The organism is Bradyrhizobium cedriense (assembly GCF_054602315.1).
This window is the reverse complement of record NZ_JBTSWB010000004.1, coordinates 142,763-161,260: the sequence shown is the minus strand read 5'-3', so window position 1 is coordinate 161,260 and position 18,498 is coordinate 142,763. Positions and strand designations below refer to the sequence as shown.

Below are 18,498 nucleotides of genomic sequence, written 5' to 3'. Positions count from 1 at the left end.
TGCTACTCTACTGCCCGAGCGCCAGCGCGATCAGGCCGAGCGTGCCGACGATGACGCGCCACCAGGCGAACACCACGAAGCCGTGACGGGTGACGTAAGTCAAAAACGTCTTCACCACGATGATGGCGGTGATGAACGACACCACGAATCCGATCGCGACGATGTTCATGTGGTCCATCGTCATCTCGGCGCGGCTCTTGTAGAAGTCGTAGGCGAACGCGCCGATCATGGTGGGGATCGCAAGGAAGAACGAGAACTCCGCCGCGGAGCGCTTGTCGGCTCCCAGCAGCATCGCCGCGACGATGCTGGCGCCGGAGCGCGACACGCCGGGGATCATCGCCACGCACTGCGCGATGCCGATATAGAGATACATCAGCAGCGGAAATCTGGTGGCGTCATGCTCGCGCGGCTTGAGATCGAGCTTGTCGACCCAGAGCAGGATGGCGCCGCCGACGATCAGCGTGAAGCAGATGACCCAGGGATTGAACAGCAGGGTCTTGATGTACTTGCCGGCGACGAGGCCGACGATGACGGCTGGCAGGAACGCCACCAGCACGCCGATCACGAAGCGCCGCGCATCGGCATCGCCCGTGAAGAGGCCGATCACGACATCCCACAGCTTCCTGAAATACAGCCCGACGATCGCGAGAATCGCGCCCAACTGGATGAGAACCGTAAACGAATCCCAGAACGCGCCTTCGCCGAGATGGAAGAAGCGCTCCGCGAGCAGGAGGTGACCGGTCGAGGACACGGGAAGGAACTCGGTCACGCCCTCGATGATGCCGAGGATCACTGCCCGTATTGCGTCTGACATATTTACGATCCATTTCGGCTGGAAAAGCGGGGCCCTTCTCGCCTATTCGTTCCCATGCCGCAATCGCAAAAATGCGACATCACGACCTTGCTTCGCGGTTTTGACGGACTAGTGTGGCGCCGCACAAACATTGATGGATTCTTAAGCACCATCAAATAGTCAAAGGCTTCATGTTTACGCTGTTTCATCATCCGTTCTGTCCGCATTCGCGCTTCATCCGCCTGATCGCGGGCGAATACGGGCTCGACCTGAAGCTGGTCGAAGAGCGCAGCTGGGAACGGCGCGAGGCGTTTCTGCTGCTCAACGCCGCCGGCACCACGCCGGTGCTGGTGGACGAGGAGCAGCCGCCCGTACCGGGCGCGGCGATCATCGCCGAATATGTCGATGAGGCCTATGGTGCCGCGATGGGTCCCAAGCGGTTGATGCCGGAGACACTCGCCGAGCGCGTCGAGGTGCGCCGGCTGATGGCCTGGTTCAACGAGAAATTCTTCGAGGAGGTTTCGCACCCGCTCGTCACCGAGCGCATCTACAAGCGTTTCATGAGCGAGGAGAATGGCGGCGGCGCGCCCTCGGCGGACGTGATGCGCGCGGCAAAGGCCAATGTGCGCTATCATCTGGCCTATATCGGCTGGCTGGCGCAGACGCGTAACTTCCTCGCCGGCGACCGGCTCACTTACGCGGATCTCGCCGCCGCGGCGCATCTCTCGGCGATCGACTATCTGGGCGACGTGCCATGGAGCGAGGACGACGCGGCAAAGACGTGGTACGCGCGGGTGAAATCCCGCCCGTCGTTCCGTCCGCTGCTGAGCGAATGGCTGGCCGGCGTGCCGGCGTCGCGGACCTACGTGGACCTGGATTTCTGATGAGGATCGTCATGCCCGGGCTTGTCCCGGGCATCCACGTTCCTTCTCTCATTATGAGCGCGACGCAAAGGCGTGGATGGCCGGGACAGGCCCGGTCATGACGCGCGTGGATCCAACGGCGATCAAATCTGCCCCCGACATGGATGGGCTGCGTTCCGCACTCGATGAGCAGGCGCGCGCGCTCGGGTTCGACTGCATCGGCGTCACGGCACCCGGCACGATCGAGCGCGCCGGACAATACTTCCTCGACTTCATCGCCTCGGGCGGCCATGGCGACATGGACTGGCTCGCGACGCAGCCGGAGCGCCGCGTCGATCCGCGCGGACTATGGCAGGACGTACGCAGCGTGATCATGCTCGGCGTCAATTACGGCCCCGACTCCGATCCGCTCGCGATTCTCGAGCAACCCACGCGCGCGGCGATCTCGGTCTATGCGCAGGGCGACGACTATCACGATCTCATCAAGAAACGGCTGAAGGCCCTGGCACGCTGGCTGGTCGCAACTGCGCCGTCGGACGTGAAGGTGTTCGTCGACACCGCGGCGGTGATGGAGAAACCGCTGGCGCAAGCGGCGCATCTCGGCTGGCAGGGCAAGCACACCAATCTCGTCTCGCGCGAGTTCGGTTCATGGCTGTTCCTCGGCGCGATCTACACCACGCTCGATCTGCCGCGCGACGACGCCGAGATCGATCATTGCGGCTCGTGCCGGGCCTGTCTCGACATCTGCCCGACGTCGGCGTTTCCCGCGCCCTACAAGCTCGATGCGCGGCGCTGCATTTCGTATCTCACCATCGAGAACAAGGGGCCAATCCCGCACGAGTTTCGCAAGGCGATCGGCAACCGCGTCTATGGCTGCGATGATTGCCTCGCCGCCTGCCCCTGGAACAAGTTCGCACAGGAAGGGCGCGAGGCCAGGCTCGCGGCGCGCGACGAACTGCGCGCGCCGTCGCTGGCCGAACTCGCTCGGCTCGACGATGCAGCGTTCCGCGCGCTGTTCACGAAGTCGCCGGTGAAGCGCATCGGCCGCGACCGGTTCTTGCGCAACGTGCTGATTGCGATCGGCAACTCTGGCGAGGTGGCGCTGGCGGACGAGGCGCGCCGATTGCTGGGTGACGCGAGCCCGCTGGTGCGCGGCGCTGCGGTGTGGGCGTTGGGGCAGCTGGTGGTTCGGGAAGAGTTTGAGGCGATGAAGCTGCATGTTCTCGATCGCGAGCTCGACGAGAGCATTCGCGAAGAGTGGAAAGCCGCTCTCTGACCCTCATCCTGAGCCGCGCGAGCGGCGTCTCGAAGGATAGAGGCCGGGCTGCCGCAGCGCGGCCTCCATGGTTCGAGACGGCGCTTCGCGCCTCCTCACCATGAGGATTGAACATCTTGATTTCCCCGCGCGTTTCTTCAATCTCGCGCGTCATGACAAACATGCCCTTCTTCACCCGCGACGGTGAGACATTCCACCCGACGGAAGTCGCCAACGGACCGTGGGATCCGAAGTCGCTGCACGGGCGCGTCATCATCGGCCTGCTCGGCTTCGCCATCGAGGAACGCCATTCCGGACCCGAATTCGTGCCGGCACGGCTCACCGTCGACATGTTTCGGCTGCCGACCATCGACAAGCCGATCCAGGTGACGACGCGCCTGGTGCGCGACGGAATGCGCATCCGCGTGGTCGAGGCGGAGTTCGTCTCCGGCGGCGTCAGCATGGCGCGCGCCTCGTGCCAGTTGCTGCGGCGTACGCAAAACCCTGAAGGCAATGTCTGGTCGCCGCCGAACTGGGACGCGCCGAAGCCCGCCGACATTCCCAAGCCCACCGATCCCAGACTCGGCATGAACGGCAAATGGGCGACGCGGCCCATCGTTGGCCACATGGGTTCGCTCGGTCCGCGACGGCTGTGGATGAGCGAGGTGCGCGAGCTCGTCGCCGGCGTGCCGATGACGCCGTTCGTCCATGTCGCAACCGGCGCCGATTTCGCCAGCCCGTTTGCAAACGCGGGCGACAAGGGGCTCGGCTACATCAACAGCGACGTCACGATCTATCTGCACCGCCTGCCGGTGACGGAGTGGATCGGCTTCGAAGTCGTGAACCACCACGCCACCGACGGCGTCGCGATCGGCGAATGCTGGCTCTATGACGAGCAGGGCCCGATCGGCGCCGCCACGGTCGCCGCGCTGGCGCAGCGCAAGCCGATGGTGAATCCGTCGAAGCGATAGGAGCGGCGCCTCTCTCCGGTCGTCATTCCGGGATGCGCCGTCAGGCGCAGACCCGGAATCCATTGGACCGCAGGCCAAAAGGCGAATTGGATTCCGGGTTCGCGCTTCGCGCGCCCCGGAATGACGGTCAGGTGAGATGCCGCTGCATCTCCGGCCGCGCCTTCAGCTCGGCGCCCTGCCTGCCGGCGATCTTCGCAATTCTGTCAGGCGCGAACTTCAGATCGACGAACGCCGGCGCGGTGTTGGCGACCTCGTGATAGCTCGCAATCTTTCCGTCCTGGAGGGTCATGATCGCGACGCCCTCGAACATCGCCCGCGCGCCGTTCGCCTCCGGCAAGGTCGAGCGATAGCTGAAGGTGTAGCGCGCATAGAGCGTGGTGCCGTCGGTGACGGGATCGTGCATGTCCCAGCGGAAATCCGTCGCCGTGCGATAGAACCAGTCGTCGATCAACGCCGCGATCTTCTCGCGGCCGCCGAAGGCGCCATAGAAGACGTCGTGATAAACGCCGTCCTCGGTGAACAATGCGGCGAAGGCCTTGCCGTTGCGCTGCTCGACCGCGTCGCAGAAGGCGCGCAGCATGGCGGTGATGGTCATTGGCGTTGCCTCCCGGTGCTTCTTGTTGCGCCCTCTCCCCTTGTGGGAGAGGGCAGCTCCGCTCGTCGACGCGCATTCACTTGGGTGAGGGGTTGCTTCCGCAATCGAGCTCGTGGAGAGAACCCCTCATCCGGCGCCATAGCCGAAGCTTCGCTTCGGCGCTCTTCAAAACGGCGGCCAAAGGCCGCCTATGCCACCTTCTCCCACAAGGGGAGAAGGTGGAGAAAGCATCTCACCCGATCTCGGCGACCGCGGCAAGGATGCGCGCGATGTCCTGCGGGCGGGAGAGGCGGTGATCGCCGTCCTGGATCATGGTCAGCACGACGTCGTCGGCCGGCAGGCGATGGGTCAGCGCAAACGCGTGCTGCCACGGCACGTCGGGATCTTTCGCGCCTTGCAGGATGCGGACGGGACAGCCGAGATCGATCGCGCTGCCAAGCACCAGATGGTTACGGCCCTCCTCGATCAGGTTCCGCGTGATCGGATAGGGTGAGCCGTCGCCGTACTCCGACGGCCGCAGCCAGACGCCTTTGGACTCGATCTCTTTCTTCACTGCGGGCGGAAAATTCTTCCACATCAGCTCCTCGGTGAAGTCGGGCGCCGGCGCGATCAGCACGAGCCCGGCCAGCGAGCCCTTGCCGGGACGCTTCCTGATCTCGCGCGCGAGCAGGAGCGCCAGCCAGCCGCCCATGGAGGAGCCGATCAGGATCTGCGGGCCATCGCAAAACCGCTCGAACACCGCGACGCTCTCCTCCAGCCAGCGTCCGATGGTTCCGTCGGCGAAGTCACCGCCGGATTCGCCGTGGCCGGAGTAATCGAACCGGACCATTGCGCGGCCATGATCACGGGCCCAGGCGTCCAGTGCCAGGGCCTTGCTGCCCTGCATGTCCGAGTTGAATCCGCCCAGCCAGACCAGCCCGGGCCCTTGTCCACGCCGACTGCGTACCGCGATCTTGCGGGCGGACAGCCCCTCGCCCACATCGATGAAGTCGAGCGTGGCATCGGGATTTGCATCGGTCATGGAACGTTTACTCTGGCTATGCGGTTTGAGCTGTCCGGGCGCGGTCGCAGGATGCAACCCGATGCCGGCATTGGCCCTTTGGGACGCTTGCGGAACAGAAGCAAGCTGTCTATGTCCTCGGCGTGCCCAGGCGTGACCGAAATGCCTCGCATTTGACGGTTTTTCACGTTTGCACGAGCGACTTGCTTGCCGGCCAACGCATCTTCCTTCAGAATAGCCGCTTCCTTCACAACATTGGAGAACCACCCATTCGCCGTCCTAATAAAGCTCCGCCCGCTGCCAGCAAAGACGGGCCGCGCATCAATGATGATATCCGCAATGCGCAGATCCAGCTGATCGACCAGACCGGTGATAACAAGGGCACGGTCGAGACCGTCCTCGCGATCCGGATGGCTCAGGAAGCCGGCATGGATCTGGTCGAGATTTCGCCGAATGCCAGCCCTCCCGTCTGCAAGATCATGGACTACGGGAAGTACAAGTATTCCGCTCAGAAGAAAGCAGCGGAAGCCCGCAAGCGGCAGAAGACGGTCGAGATCAAGGAGATCAAGCTCCGCCCGATGATCGACGACCACGATTACGACGTGAAGATGCGCGCGATGCAGCGGTTCTTCGAAGAGGGCGACAAGGTCAAGATCACGCTGCGCTATCGTGGTCGCGAAATGGCGCATCAGGAGATCGGCACCAAGCTGCTGGACAAGATCAAGACCGACGTCGCCGAGCTCGCCAAGGTCGAGCAGGACGCAAGGTTCGAAGGTCGCCAGGTCGTCATGGTGCTGGCGCCGCGCTGACGCCGGCGCTTTGGTTTCGGAACTGAGTTTTCAACGGCCCGTCCGGATCTCCGGCGGGCCGTTTTGCTTTGGTCGAGGCGCAAGCCGCGAGCGCTGCTGCACCCCCGCAGGTGGGGGAGGGAGCGCGCCTTCCGGTTCGCAAACGGCTATGTCCGCGTCGCCTGCCAGGTGCCGCTGCACTGGTCGCCGGAGATGACGCCTCTCCACGAGCCGGCGCCGCGCATGCCGCCGAGCCGGCCGCCGCCGCTGGCGTGGGAGGCGCCGACCGAGACCTGGACAGCCACAGCGCCGGAGCGGTTGATCCGGCCCGAGACCCGGCCGCCGCCTGCGGACGAGACGCGGCTGCCTGTTACGGTGAAGGGCACGCTGTAGCCGGAGCTGCAATTGCCTCTGGTGGTGGCGAAAGTGACGTTCCAGACACCGTCATAGCCGCCGCGGGCCTCGGCGGTGGAGGGCAACGCGGCTGCGGCGAGCACGGTGAGGATCGCGAGGCGGCGCGGGCGAGCAAAGACGGACAAGAACGAGATCGATTGCGGGAAATGGGCCATTTTCGGTCCTGCTCCAGGCGGCACGGCTCGGACATGAGGCGGCGACACCGGATAGTCGCCGGGCCAGTTCCGCCGGTTCATCGTTGCCATTTGGCTTGTCCTCTGTCATAAGCCCAGCCTTCATCGCCCGGCTGATTAAGGGCTGCCGTGGCGGTGGCTGGTGCGGGTTTTGCGCTCGTTCGCAAAACTTGAGCACAATCAACGCTCTAACGAGCATTTTAGACGGCCAGCCGCCTTCACGGGCGGATTTCTGTTGTGGCCATAGGAGAGCCAAATGCCCAAGCTGAAGACCAAATCGGGCGCTAAAAAGCGCTTCAAGGTGACTGCCACCGGCAAAGTGATGCACGCCCAGCGCGGCAAGCGTCACGGCATGATCAAGCGGACGAAGAAGCAGATCCGTCAGCTCCGCGGCACCCGCGTGCTGTTCAAGACCGACGGCGACAACGTCAAGAAGTACTTCTTGCCGAACGCCTGATCGCGTCCAGATCACTGCCACCTCGCGCCGCATTCGCGCGGCGATCCGAAAACCAAAGTCATCCCTGAAGGATTTTTGTCATGTCTCGCGTCAAACGCGGTGTGACCGCCCACGCCAAGCACAAGAAAGTCTACAAGGCCGCCAAGGGCTTCTATGGCCGCCGCAAGAACACCATCCGCGCCGCCAAGCCGGCGGTCGAGAAGGCGATGCAATATGCCTTCCGTGACCGCAAGCGCAAGAAGCGGACGTTCCGCGCGCTCTGGATCCAGCGCATCAACGCGGCCGTCCGTCCGTTCGGCCTGACCTACAGCCGATTTATCGACGGCATGGCCAAGTCCGGGATCACCGTGGACCGCAAGGTGCTGTCGGATCTCGCGATCAGCGAGCCCGCCGCGTTCCAGGCGATCGCCGAGAAGGCCAAGGCTGCGCTGGCGGCGTAAGCCGTCTTCCACCGTGCTCTGCGCAGCATTCGGCTTGTGATGGCCCGGGCAGGGGCGCGTCTCGCGCTTTACTGCCCCGGCCCTCATCTGTCGCGCAAACACACTTCTCCGACGTGGATGCCCGGCGCAATGCCGGGCGTGACGGGCTAGGATCATCGGCTCAGCATCCTGGCCAAAAGGGATTGCCATGACCGATCTTGCCCAGCTCCAAGCCCAGATCATCGCCGACATCGCCGCCGCCGCCGACGAGGCTGCGTTGGAGGCCGTGCGTGTTGCAGCCCTCGGCAAGAAGGGCTCGATCTCGGCGCTCCTTGCCACGCTCGGCAAGATGTCGCCGGACGAGCGCAAGACGCAGGGCGCCGCGATCAACCAGGCCAAGGACGACGTCAGCCAGGCGCTCGCCGCGCGCCGCGACGTGCTGAAGTCGGCTGCGCTCGATGCGCGGCTGGCGTCCGAGACCATCGACGTCACGCTGCCGCTGCGCGACCCTCCGACCGAGGCCGGCCGCATCCATCCGCTGAGCCAGGTCTGGGACGAACTGACCACGATCTTCGCCGACATGGGATTCTCGGTGGCCGAAGGTCCCGACATCGAGACCGACGACTACAACTTCACCAAACTGAATTTCCCGGTCGGCCATCCCGCGCGCGAAATGCACGACACCTTCTTCTTCCAACCGAAGGAGGACGGCTCGCGCATGCTGCTGCGAACCCACACCTCGCCCGTGCAGGTGCGCACCATGCTGAGCCAGAAGCCGCCGATCCGCGTGATCTGCCCGGGCCGCACCTACCGCATCGATTCGGACGCGACCCATACGCCGCAATTCCACCAGGTCGAAGGCCTCGTCATCGACAAGACCTCGCATCTCGGTCATCTCAAATGGATCCTGCACGAGTTCTGCAAGGCGTTCTTCGAGGTCGACCACATCAACATGCGCTTCCGTCCCTCGTTCTTCCCGTTCACCGAGCCGTCGCTGGAAGTCGACATCCAGTGCCGCCGCGACAAGGGCGAGATCCGGTTCGGGGAAGGCGAGGATTGGCTCGAGATTCTCGGCTGCGGCATGGTGCACCCGAACGTGCTGCGCGCCTGCGGCATCGATCCCGACGAGTACCAGGGCTTCGCCTGGGGCATGGGCATCGACCGCATCGCCATGCTGAAATACGGGATCGCCGATCTGCGCCAGCTGTTCGACAGCGACGTCCGCTGGCTGTCCCATTACGGCTTCAAGCCGCTCGAAGTGCCGACGCTTGCCGGAGGGCTGAGCTCGTGAGGGTTGTGAGGAGCCGTTTAAAGACTCTCTCCGTTCCCTCCCCCCTTGTGGGGGAGGGTCAGGGAGGGGGGTAGCCGCGGATGCCGCACGCAGCTGTAAGCGAACGTCAGCGCAGCCGGGCGAAACAGCTTCGCCGGGCGATGACGCGCGCCGAAACACTGCTGTGGCGCCACCTGAAAGCTAACCGCATGGATGGTGTTGGCATCCGTTGCCAATCGCCAATCGGAAACTACATCGCCGACTTCGTGTGCTTCTCCTCAAAGCTCATCATCGAGCTCGATGGAGAATCCCACGATTTCGAGGAACGTCAGAAGAAAGATGGGCGTCGCGACGCTTTCTTCGCGGCCGAGGGTTTTCAGGTCCTGCGTTTCACCAACGATCAGGTGATGACGAACCTGGAAGGAGTTGTTGAGGCGATCCGGCAGGCCACTTCCGCCGGAGCCCGCGGCTCACCCCCCTCCCTGACCCTCCCCCACAAGGGGGGAGGGAACACTAGCACCGACCAAAGTAACTTCACCGACAAGAGCCGAGGCACACAGCCATGAAATTCACCCTCTCCTGGCTGAAGGATCATCTCGAGACCGACGAGCCGCTGGACAAGCTCGCCGACAAGCTCACCATGATCGGGCTCGAGGTCGAGAACATCGAGGACAAGGCGAAGGCGCTGAAGCCGTTCACCATTGCGAAGGTGATCTCGGCCGAGCAACATCCGAATGCGGATCGCCTGCGCGTCTGCATGGTCGACACCGGTGACGGCGGCGCGCCGGTGCAGGTGGTGTGCGGCGCGCCGAATGCGCGTGCGGGCCTCGTCAGCGTGTTCTCCCCGCCCGGCACCTACATTCCCGGCAAGGATATCACGCTCGGTGTCGGCACCATTCGCGGCGTCGAGAGCCGCGGCATGCTGTGCTCGGCGGCCGAGCTCCAGATCTCGAACGACCATGACGGCATCATGGAATTGCCGGCGGATGCGCCTGTTGGCGCTGCCTACGCCGAATGGGCAGGGCTCGGCGATCCCGTGGTCGAGATCAACCTGACGCCGAACCGGCAGGACTGCACCGGCGTGCACGGCATCGCGCGCGACCTTGCCGCCGCCGACATGGGCAAGTTCAAGGACCCGACCATCAAGCCGATCAGGGGCGAATTCCCGTGTCCGGTCAAGGTCACGGTCGAGGACGCCGCGCTGTGCCCGGGCTTCGCGCTCCGCCTCGTGCGCGGCGTCAAGAACGGACCGTCGCCGGAATGGCTGCAGAAGCGGCTGACCGCGATCGGTCTGCGCCCGATCAACGCGCTGGTCGACATCACCAACTTCATGACCTTCGATCGCGCGCGGCCGCTGCACGTCTTCGACGCGAAGAAGGTCAAGGGCAATCTCGTGGTGCGCCGCGCCCGCGACGGCGAGAGCCTGCTGGCACTCGACGGCCGCACCTACAAGCTCGATCCCGCGATTTGCGTCATCGCGGACGAACACGGCGTCGAATCGCTCGCAGGCATCATGGGCGGCGAGGCCTCGGGCTGCGATGAGAGCACTACCGACGTGCTGATCGAATCGGCGCTGTGGAACGAGATCAACATCGCCCAGACCGGCCGCAAGCTCGGCATCAATTCGGATGCGCGTTACCGCTTCGAGCGCGGCGTCGATCCCGCCTTCATGGTGCCGGGGCTGGAGCTCGCGACCAAGCTGGTGATGGAGATGTGCGGCGGCGCGCCGTCCGAGACCGTCGTGGTCGGCAAGGCCTTTGGCGACGACCGCTTGATCGAGTTCCCGGTCACCGAGGTCAAGCGGCTCTCCGGCATCGAGGTGCCGCAAGCCGAGATGAAGCGCATCCTGACCCATCTCGGCTTCATGATGGCGGGCCCGGGTCCGGTCGTGAAGGTGGCGGTGCCGTCCTGGCGCACGGACGTGCACGGGAAAGCCGACATCGTCGAGGAGATCGTCCGCATCTTCGGCGTCGACAAGGTGCCGGAGACACCGTTCGAACGCGGCGAGGACGCGCGCAAATCGGTGCTGACGCCGCTCCAGCTGCGCACCCGCCGCGCGCGGCGCGCGCTGGCGAGCCGCGGCATGGTCGAGGCCGTCACGTGGTCGTTCATCGCCAAGCCTGCGGCAGAATTGTTCGGCGGCGGGCAGCGCGAGCTCGAAGTGGCCAACCCGATCGCGTCGGACTTGTCCGACATGCGCCCGACCCTGCTCGCGGGCCTGACCGCGGCCGCGCAGGCCAATGCCGATCGCGGCTTCGGCGATGTCGCGCTGTTCGAGGTCGGTCAGATCTTCAGGGGTGATCGCCCGCAGGACCAATTCATGGCGGCGAGCGGCGTGCGCCGCGGCTTTGCGTCCTCTGAAGGTCTCGGACGTCACTGGACCGGCTCGACGCAGGCTGACGCCTTCGATGCCAAGGCCGACGCGCTGGCGGTGCTGGCAGCTGGCGGCGCGCCGATGCAGGCGCTGCAGATCGTCGCCGGCGGACCTGGATGGCTGCATCCAGGTCGCTCCGGCACGATCCAGATCGGTCCGCAGAACGTGCTCGGCTATTTCGGCGAGATGCATCCGCGCGCGCTCGAGGCGCTCGGCGCCGACGGTCCGCTGGTGGTGTTCGAGGTGATCCTCGACCGCATCCCGGAGGCGAAGAAGAAGCCGACCCGCGCCAAGCCGCTGATCGAGCTCTCGGCCTTCCAGCCGGTGTCGCGCGACTTCGCCTTCATCGTCGACCGCGCCGTGAAGGCCGGCGATATCGTCCGTGCCGCGCAAGGCGTCGACAAGAAGCTGATCACCGGCGTGAATGTTTTCGACGTCTACGAGGGCAAAGGCATCGACGACGGCAAGAAGTCGATCGCCATCGCGGTGACGATCCAGCCGCGCGAGAAGACGCTCACCGACCAGGAGATCGAGGCCGTCGGAGCCAAGATCGTGGCCGAAGTCACGAAGAAGACCGGCGGTACTCTGAGGGCATGAGGCTGAGAAGTGTGAAGCGGCTTTCGGACGACATCATGCTCCAGAATCGACAAGCATGAGCCTTGCGGACTTTCTCCCGAAGGATGTCAGCCTCACCATTGCGATGGCGCTCTGCGCCGTCGCTTTCGTTTCGGGCACCGCGCGCGGCTTCTCCGGCTTCGGCTCGGCGCTGATCTTCATGCCGCTGGCGAGCAGCATCGCAGCACCGAGGCTCGTTGCGGCCTTGCTGCTCATCATCGATTTCGTCGCGGCAGCCCCGATGCTGCCTGACGCATGGCGCAAGGCCGACCGCAAGGCTACCTCGGTGATCGTGCTTGGCGCGCTGATCGGCGTTCCCGTTGGCACCTATTTCCTCAGCGTACTCGAACCCGTCACCACGCGCTGGATCATTTCCTGCTTCGTCGCGGCGCTGCTGCTTCTGCTGCTGTCGGGCTGGCGCTATCGCGGCAAGGACCACGCCTGGCTCTCTGTCGGAATCGGCGGCGTGTCCGGCTTCTGCAGCGGCCTCGCGCAGACCGGCGGCCCGCCGATCGTGGGCTACTGGCTCGGCCGCCCGATTGCGCCGATCGTCGCGCGCGCCAACATCGTGCTGTTCTTCGGCGCCTCGGATTTGTTCTCGATGGTCAGCTACGCGTCGACCGGCCTGATCAGCCGCGAGTCGCTGGTGCTCTCGCTGATCGTCGGCCCGGTCTATGCCATCGGCGTTGCCTTCGGCGCGTCGCTGTTCGGCCGCGCCAGCGAGGAGGTGTTTCGCGGGATCTGCTATGCGCTGATTGCGATGGCGGTGATTGCCGGACTGCCGGTGCTGGACGGGATTTTGCGCTGACGCCACTCCCTGGGGTGACGGGTCCAGACCTGCGCTTCGCCTGTCCGGACGACAGCGGAGATTGTTACGCCTTAGTTCGCCTGCTGCCGCGGCGCGCGGCGCTTCTTGGTCGACTGTGTCGGCACGTCCGCTGAGTCATCCTTGAGCGCGCCGATCTTGCGCAGCGCCGCATCTGCCGCGCGTTCGCCGCTTTCCCAGGCGCCGTCGACGGTGCCCCACAATGTCTCGTGGGTGGCTTCGCCGGCGAGGAACACGTTGCCGATCGGCTCGCTCAGGATCTTGCGCGAGAGCTGGCCGCCGGGCGAAGACGCCGACATCGCGCCCAAGACATGGGGCGAGGCGTTCCAGCGCGTCGCGCTGGTCTTCTGCACGGCGGAAGCGGCTTCGCTGCCGAACAGTTTCGCGATCCACTCCTTCGCGAAGGCGGCCATGGCCTTCTCGCCCTGCTCGGACAGATCGCGGCCGAAAGAGCCGCCGACATCGATCGAGCACAGCGAGGAGCCGCCGATATTGGCGAACATGAGGGCCGTGCGCGTCGAATTGCTCTGTTCGATAAGGATATCGTCACGCGACAGGCCAAGCGGATTGCCGGGCAGTTGCAGAAAGATGTGGTCGTAGCTGCCGAGGCCGAGCTTCGATGCCGCGTCCAGGGTCCGCTTGGGCATGTCGGGTGTGAACTTGATCGCGCCCGATGTCAGCACGTTGGTCGAGACCGTGACGATGGCGGCGCGCGCGGCGATCCTGCCGGCTTGCGTCTCCACGCTGACGTCGCGGTTGCTCCAGGCGATGCGGCTCGCCGGCGTCGACAGCGCCACCGGGGTCTGCTCTGCCAGCTTGGTGATCAGCGTGCCGAGGCCCTGACGGCAGGCGATCGCCGCGTTGCGGTCCTGCGCACGCCCCTTGTCGATCGCGGACAGCTCCTTCAGGTCCTTGCCGGCGAAGCTCGGGCCCAGCAGGAACTCGGCCGCACCCGCCCAGTCGCCGAGATCTTTCGGCAGCACGGACGCGCAGGAGGTGTCCAGCTTGCCGCGCGCGGCCTCGTCGATGGCGCGGTTGGCGCGCACCAGCGCCGCCAGGAACTGTTCGGTCTCGCCCGCGCGCGCGTTGCGGCGCCCGATGCGCATCTTCTGGCCCGATGGAGCCGGCAGCACGTCCAGCCCGACGCTGCGCGCCAGCCGGATCATCGGGTTGGTGTCGGCATTGTGCATCCAGCGGGCGCCGCGGTCGAACGGCGTGTCGAAGCTGGTGCTATCCGTGATGCAGCGGCCACCGATCTGGCCCGCGGCTTCCACCACGACGACCTTGCGGCCCGTCGCCATGATGCGCCGCGCCGCGGCAATGCCCGCAGCTCCCGCCCCGATCACGACGATGTCCGCCTCGCGCGGCAGGGGCGCGGCGCTTGCGCCCAGGACCGGCATCGCCGCAAAGGCCGCCGACGCCGAAAGGAAACCGCGGCGCGTGATTGTCATGTCATGGTTTCCGGGGACTTGCGGCAAACGGGAACAGCCCGCGAACCTTGCCGCATCTGATGTTGCACGGCAACCATCATGGTGAATCAACCGTGCTTGATCTCACAGAGTGATGAACCGAATTGCAACACGTTCCGACCATGATACAGAAGGGAAAAAGGCGGCCGGAAAAGGCCGTGGGGGGAGTTCGACATGGGGACGGTCCTGGATTCAGTCGGCAAGCTGATTGCCGCGTACCTCTCGAAGGAGGTGCCGGGCTATGAGCCGTTCACGCCGAGCGATCCCGAGCATCTGCGCGGCGTCATCGAACCCGGCGACGTGCTGCTGGTCGAGGGCAACAACCGCATCTCAGGCATCATCAAGTATCTGACACAGTCGACCTGGTCGCATGCCGCGCTCTATGTCGGCCCGGTCGCGGGTGCGGAGGAGCCCGACGGCGAGCCGCATGTGCTGATCGAGGCCAATATCGGCGAAGGCGTCACCTCGGCGCCGCTGTCAAAATATTTCCCCTATCACACCCGCCTCTGCCGCCCGGTCGGGCTGTCCTATGAGGACCGCACCACGGTCTGCCGCTACGCCATCAACCGCATCGGCTTCGGCTACGACACCAAGAACATCGTCGACTTGATGCGTTATCTGTTCCCGATGCCGATTCCGCAACGCTGGCGCCGGCGCATGATCGCGATCGGCTCCGGCGACCCGACCAAGATCATCTGCTCGGCGCTGATCGCACAGGCCTTCGACGCCGTGCGCTATCCGATCCTGCCGAAGATCACCAAGGCCGGCAGCCGTGCCGCCCGCCGCGAGATCCTGCACATCCGCGATTCCTCGCTCTACATGCCCCGCGACTTCGACATCTCGCCCTATTTCGAAGTCGTCAAACCCACCATCGTGCACGGGTTCGACTACACTGCCCTGCACTGGGCCGACAAGCAGAAGCCGCTCGAGGAGGTAGCAGGCTCATTCAGTGTGTTTCCAGAAACGTTCGTGGCGCCGCCGCTCGTTCCTGAAGCGATTGACGAAGAGGCGACGGCTGAGCTTCCGGCTGAGGAAGTGAACGCGCAGGTCGCCGCGGCCATCGCTGCTTTCTCGGAGCATTTTGTGCTGCCAAGCGAACTCGCGATGTACCGCGCCCGGACGCGGGAGATGGCGGCGTAGCGCTGCTGTCGTCCCTGCAAAGCAGGGACTCATACCGCGTGATCCATCGCGCTTGAAAAGCAAAGTACCGAACAATCGGATTTCGCCAAGCTCTTCCCTTGGGGGTTATGGTCCTGGGGTTGCGGGGCGACACCGGAGGATGTGGCGCGATTTCGCCTGACCAACCGTCACTGCGACGACGACTCAATCCAGAATCCCTTCGCGGAGGCAGTCTGGATTGCTTCGCTTCGCTCGCAATGACGAGAATTACCGCTCCGCCCGGCCGATCACCGCCATCAGCTCCGCGATCTTTTCGCGCTGATCGGCCTTGTCGCCGCTCGCGATCGCATGCTCGACGCAATGGGCGACGTGATCCTTCAGAACCTCCTCCTCGACCCGGCGCAGTGCGGCACGCACGGCCGAGATCTGCGTTACGATGTCGATGCAGTAGCGGTCTTCCTCTACCATTTTCGACAGGCCGCGAACCTGGCCCTCGATCCGGCCCAGACGTTTTCCGACAGATGCCTTGATGTCCTTGCGCATGCGGTCTATATACCCCTACCGGGTATAGGTTTCAAGACCGGAGCATGGCCATGAACAACAGCGAGCACCGTCACGACGCGGAAACACACTCCGGATGCGGCTGTTCCGCGAAAGCTGCAGCGCCGGTGGCGAAGCCCGCGGCATCCTCGTGCTGTGGCGGCGATCATTCCAGCCATGCCCATCATCACGGCCATGACCACGGTGATTCCCCGGCCAGGGTGAAGGACCCGGTCTGCGGCATGACGGTCGATCCGGCGACGTCGAAGCATCACCTCGCGCATCACGGCGAGACCTTCCATTTCTGCTCGGCCGGCTGCCGCACCAAATTCGCCGCCGATCCCGCCAAATATCTTGCGAAGGAGAAGGCGCCCGAGCCGGAGATGCCTGCGGGCACGATCTACACCTGTCCGATGCACCCGGAGATCCGCCAAGTCGGACCGGGCACCTGCCCGATCTGCGGCATGGCGCTGGAGCCGGAGGTGGCGAGCCTCGAGACCGGACCCAACCCCGAACTCGCCGACATGACGCGGCGGTTCTGGATCGGCGGCGCGCTGGCGCTGCCGGCCGTGGTGCTGGAGATGGGCGGCCACCTCGCAGGCCCGCACAACTGGATCGATGCCACGCTGTCGAACTGGATCCAGCTCGTCTTCGCCACACCCGTGGTGCTGTGGGCCGGCTGGCCGTTCTTCGTCCGCGGCTGGCAATCGCTGCTGACGCGCAACCTCAACATGTTCACGCTGATCGCCATGGGCACGGGCGTCGCCTATGTCTACAGCATCATCGGCACCGTGGCGCCGCAGCTGTTCCCCGACACCTTCCGCGGTCATGAGGGTGCCGTCGCCGTCTATTTCGAGGCGGCTGCCGTCATCACCGTTCTCGTGCTGCTTGGCCAGGTGCTGGAGCTGCGCGCCCGCGACGCGACCTCGGGTGCAATCAAGGCGCTGCTGCAGCTTGCGCCGAAGACCGCGCGCCGCGTCGCGCCAGATGGCAGCGAGCATGAGGTCGAGATCGACACGCTCCATGCCGGCGATTCCTTGCGTGTTCGCCCTGGCGAGAAGGTGCCGGTCGACGGCATCATCCTGGAGGGGCGCTCCTCGCTCGATGAGTCCCTGGTCACCGGCGAATCCATGCCGGTCACCAAGGAGACCGGTGCGAAGGTCATTGCCGGCACGCTGAACCAGTCGGGCAGCTTCGTGATGCGCGCCGACAAGGTCGGGCGCGAGACGCTGCTGTCGCAGATCGTGCAGATGGTCGCGGACGCGCAGCGCTCGCGCGCGCCGATCCAGCGCCTGGCCGACCAGGTCTCCGGCTGGTTCGTGCCGATGGTGATCGTCGTCGCCCTCGCTGCCTTCGGTGCCTGGGCCTGGTTCGGACCGGAGCCGCGGCTCGCCTTCGGCCTCGTCGCAGCCGTCAGCGTGCTGATCATCGCCTGCCCCTGCGCGCTGGGACTTGCGACACCGATGTCGATCATGGTCGGCGTCGGCCGCGGCGCGCAGGGAGGCGTGCTGATCAAGAACGCCGAGGCGCTGGAGCGCATGGAGAAGATCGACACGCTCGTGGTCGACAAGACCGGCACGCTGACCGAGGGCAAGCCCAAGGTGGTCGCGATCGTGCCGGCAGCCGGCTTCGCGGAAGATGATATCCTCCGGCTTGCGGCCAGCGTCGAGCGGGCCAGCGAGCATCCCCTGGCCGACGCCGTCGTGCGCGCGGCCAAGGAGAAGCAGCTCGCCCTTGGCCAGGTCGAGCAATTCGATTCGCCGACGGGCAAGGGCGCAACGGGCAAGGTCGACGGCAAGACCATCGTGCTGGGCAATGCCAAATACCTCACGTCGATCGGCATCGAGACCAGGGCGCTCGACACCGAAGCCGAACGGCTGCGCGGCGACGGCGCGACCGTGATCAACATGGTCGTCGATGGCCGGCTTGCCGGCCTGTTCGCGATCGCCGATCCGGTCAAGGCCTCGACGCCGGAGGCGCTGAGGGCGCTCGCGGCAGAAGGCATCAAGGTCATCATGCTGACCGGCGACAACCGCACCACGGCTGAGGCCGTCGCGCGCCGCCTCGGAATCGCCGAGGTCGAGGCCGAGGTGCTTCCGGACCAGAAGAGCGCGGTGGTCACCAGGCTGCAAAAGGCCGGCCGCAGCGTTGCGATGGCCGGCGACGGCGTCAACGACGCGCCGGCGCTGGCCGCCGCGGAGGTCGGCATCGCCATGGGCACCGGCACCGACGTGGCGATGGAGAGTGCCGGCGTCACCCTGCTCAAGGGCGATCTCACCGGGATCGTGCGCGCGCGAAAACTGTCGCAGGCGACCATGAGCAACATCCGCCAGAACCTGTTCTTCGCCTTCATCTACAACGCCGCCGGCATTCCGATCGCCGCCGGGATCCTCTATCCGGCCTTCGGCGTGCTGCTGTCGCCGATCATCGCTGCGGCGGCAATGGCGCTGTCGTCGGTGAGCGTGGTCGGCAACGCGCTACGGCTTCGTGCGACGCGGCTGTGAGCGGCGCGGAATCCGTGTACAACGGGTCCCAACGGCGGCACGCACGGAGAGAA

At 65.2% G+C, this 18,498-nt stretch carries 18 protein-coding genes; 12 read left to right on the top strand and 6 right to left on the bottom strand.

Features of this window, described 5'->3' with window-relative positions; translation table 11 throughout:
* Positions 1-7: 7 nt before the first annotated feature.
* A complete protein-coding gene (locus tag ACYCVF_RS17465) occupies positions 8-814 on the bottom strand; it encodes an undecaprenyl-diphosphate phosphatase (protein ID WP_459598305.1) in 807 nt (268 codons plus the stop codon).
* Between the two features lie 170 nt (positions 815-984).
* Between ACYCVF_RS17465 and ACYCVF_RS17460 the strand changes: the two genes are divergently transcribed.
* From ACYCVF_RS17460 to ACYCVF_RS17450, 3 genes are all read left to right on the top strand, one after another.
* Positions 985-1,677, top strand: a complete 693-nt coding sequence (locus ACYCVF_RS17460) for a glutathione S-transferase family protein (RefSeq protein WP_459598303.1) — start codon at positions 985-987, stop codon at positions 1,675-1,677.
* 97 nt (positions 1,678-1,774) lie between these two features.
* The gene (gene queG, locus ACYCVF_RS17455) at positions 1,775-2,932 is read left to right on the top strand and encodes a tRNA epoxyqueuosine(34) reductase QueG (RefSeq protein ID WP_459598301.1); all 1,158 of its coding nucleotides are present in this window, start codon (positions 1,775-1,777) and stop codon (positions 2,930-2,932) included.
* Positions 2,933-3,084: 152 nt separating this feature from the next.
* Positions 3,085-3,882 carry an acyl-CoA thioesterase domain-containing protein gene (locus tag ACYCVF_RS17450; RefSeq protein WP_459598299.1) on the top strand — a complete coding sequence of 266 codons (798 nt, stop codon included), beginning with the start codon at positions 3,085-3,087 and terminating at the stop codon, positions 3,880-3,882.
* 127 nt (positions 3,883-4,009) lie between these two features.
* Here the strand turns inward: ACYCVF_RS17450 and ACYCVF_RS17445 are convergent, their stop codons facing one another.
* Together ACYCVF_RS17445 and ACYCVF_RS17440 are read right to left on the bottom strand one after the other, a co-directional pair.
* Complete coding sequence (locus ACYCVF_RS17445; RefSeq protein WP_459598297.1) at positions 4,010-4,477, bottom strand: nuclear transport factor 2 family protein; 468 nt, start codon at positions 4,475-4,477, stop codon at positions 4,010-4,012.
* A 232-nt stretch (positions 4,478-4,709) separates the two neighbouring features.
* Positions 4,710-5,498, bottom strand: a complete 789-nt coding sequence (locus ACYCVF_RS17440; RefSeq protein WP_459598295.1) for an alpha/beta hydrolase — start codon at positions 5,496-5,498, stop codon at positions 4,710-4,712.
* 248 nt (positions 5,499-5,746) lie between these two features.
* Between ACYCVF_RS17440 and infC the strand changes: the two genes are divergently transcribed.
* Positions 5,747-6,286 carry a translation initiation factor IF-3 gene (infC, locus tag ACYCVF_RS17435; RefSeq protein WP_448046174.1) on the top strand — a complete coding sequence of 180 codons (540 nt, stop codon included), beginning with the start codon at positions 5,747-5,749 and terminating at the stop codon, positions 6,284-6,286.
* Between the two features lie 146 nt (positions 6,287-6,432).
* Here infC and ACYCVF_RS17430 read toward each other — a convergent pair whose 3' ends face one another.
* Complete coding sequence (locus ACYCVF_RS17430) at positions 6,433-6,834, bottom strand: hypothetical protein (RefSeq protein WP_459599652.1); 402 nt, start codon at positions 6,832-6,834, stop codon at positions 6,433-6,435.
* A gap of 274 nt (positions 6,835-7,108) precedes the next feature.
* On the opposite strand from ACYCVF_RS17430, the gene rpmI reads away from it, so the two are divergent.
* The 6 genes from rpmI (at position 7,109) to ACYCVF_RS17400 (ending at position 12,795) form a co-directional block, all read left to right on the top strand.
* Positions 7,109-7,309 carry a 50S ribosomal protein L35 gene (gene rpmI, locus ACYCVF_RS17425; protein WP_008539890.1) on the top strand — a complete coding sequence of 67 codons (201 nt, stop codon included), beginning with the start codon at positions 7,109-7,111 and terminating at the stop codon, positions 7,307-7,309.
* Positions 7,310-7,389: 80 nt separating this feature from the next.
* On the top strand, positions 7,390-7,749 hold the full coding sequence (gene rplT, locus ACYCVF_RS17420; protein WP_028179126.1) for a 50S ribosomal protein L20: 360 nt from the start codon (positions 7,390-7,392) through the stop codon (positions 7,747-7,749).
* A gap of 187 nt (positions 7,750-7,936) precedes the next feature.
* The gene (gene pheS / locus ACYCVF_RS17415; protein ID WP_459598292.1) at positions 7,937-9,019 is read left to right on the top strand and encodes a phenylalanine--tRNA ligase subunit alpha; all 1,083 of its coding nucleotides are present in this window, start codon (positions 7,937-7,939) and stop codon (positions 9,017-9,019) included.
* Positions 9,020-9,099: 80 nt separating this feature from the next.
* Complete coding sequence (locus tag ACYCVF_RS17410; RefSeq protein WP_459598290.1) at positions 9,100-9,564, top strand: endonuclease domain-containing protein; 465 nt, start codon at positions 9,100-9,102, stop codon at positions 9,562-9,564.
* Positions 9,561-11,969, top strand: coding sequence for a phenylalanine--tRNA ligase subunit beta (gene pheT, locus ACYCVF_RS17405; RefSeq protein ID WP_459598288.1), 2,409 nt, complete (start codon positions 9,561-9,563; stop codon positions 11,967-11,969). Before ACYCVF_RS17410 ends, pheT begins: the two co-directional genes overlap by 4 nt.
* A gap of 55 nt (positions 11,970-12,024) precedes the next feature.
* Positions 12,025-12,795: a sulfite exporter TauE/SafE family protein gene (locus ACYCVF_RS17400; protein WP_459598286.1), complete on the top strand. Its 771-nt coding sequence runs from the start codon at positions 12,025-12,027 to the stop codon at positions 12,793-12,795.
* Between the two features lie 71 nt (positions 12,796-12,866).
* On the opposite strand, the gene ACYCVF_RS17395 is transcribed toward ACYCVF_RS17400, so the two are convergent.
* Positions 12,867-14,264, bottom strand: coding sequence for a flavin monoamine oxidase family protein (locus ACYCVF_RS17395; protein WP_459598284.1), 1,398 nt, complete (start codon positions 14,262-14,264; stop codon positions 12,867-12,869).
* 192 nt (positions 14,265-14,456) lie between these two features.
* On the opposite strand from ACYCVF_RS17395, the gene ACYCVF_RS17390 reads away from it, so the two are divergent.
* Positions 14,457-15,422: a YiiX/YebB-like N1pC/P60 family cysteine hydrolase gene (locus ACYCVF_RS17390; protein ID WP_459598282.1), complete on the top strand. Its 966-nt coding sequence runs from the start codon at positions 14,457-14,459 to the stop codon at positions 15,420-15,422.
* Between the two features lie 246 nt (positions 15,423-15,668).
* Here ACYCVF_RS17390 and ACYCVF_RS17385 read toward each other — a convergent pair whose 3' ends face one another.
* The gene (locus ACYCVF_RS17385) at positions 15,669-15,944 is read right to left on the bottom strand and encodes a metal-sensitive transcriptional regulator (RefSeq protein ID WP_007598521.1); all 276 of its coding nucleotides are present in this window, start codon (positions 15,942-15,944) and stop codon (positions 15,669-15,671) included.
* Positions 15,945-15,994: 50 nt separating this feature from the next.
* Here ACYCVF_RS17385 and ACYCVF_RS17380 point away from each other — a divergent pair, with 50 nt between their 5' ends.
* Entirely contained in the window at positions 15,995-18,445 is a 2,451-nt protein-coding gene (locus ACYCVF_RS17380) for a heavy metal translocating P-type ATPase (protein ID WP_459606567.1), read from the top strand.
* The last annotated feature ends 53 nt before the right edge of the window (positions 18,446-18,498 follow it).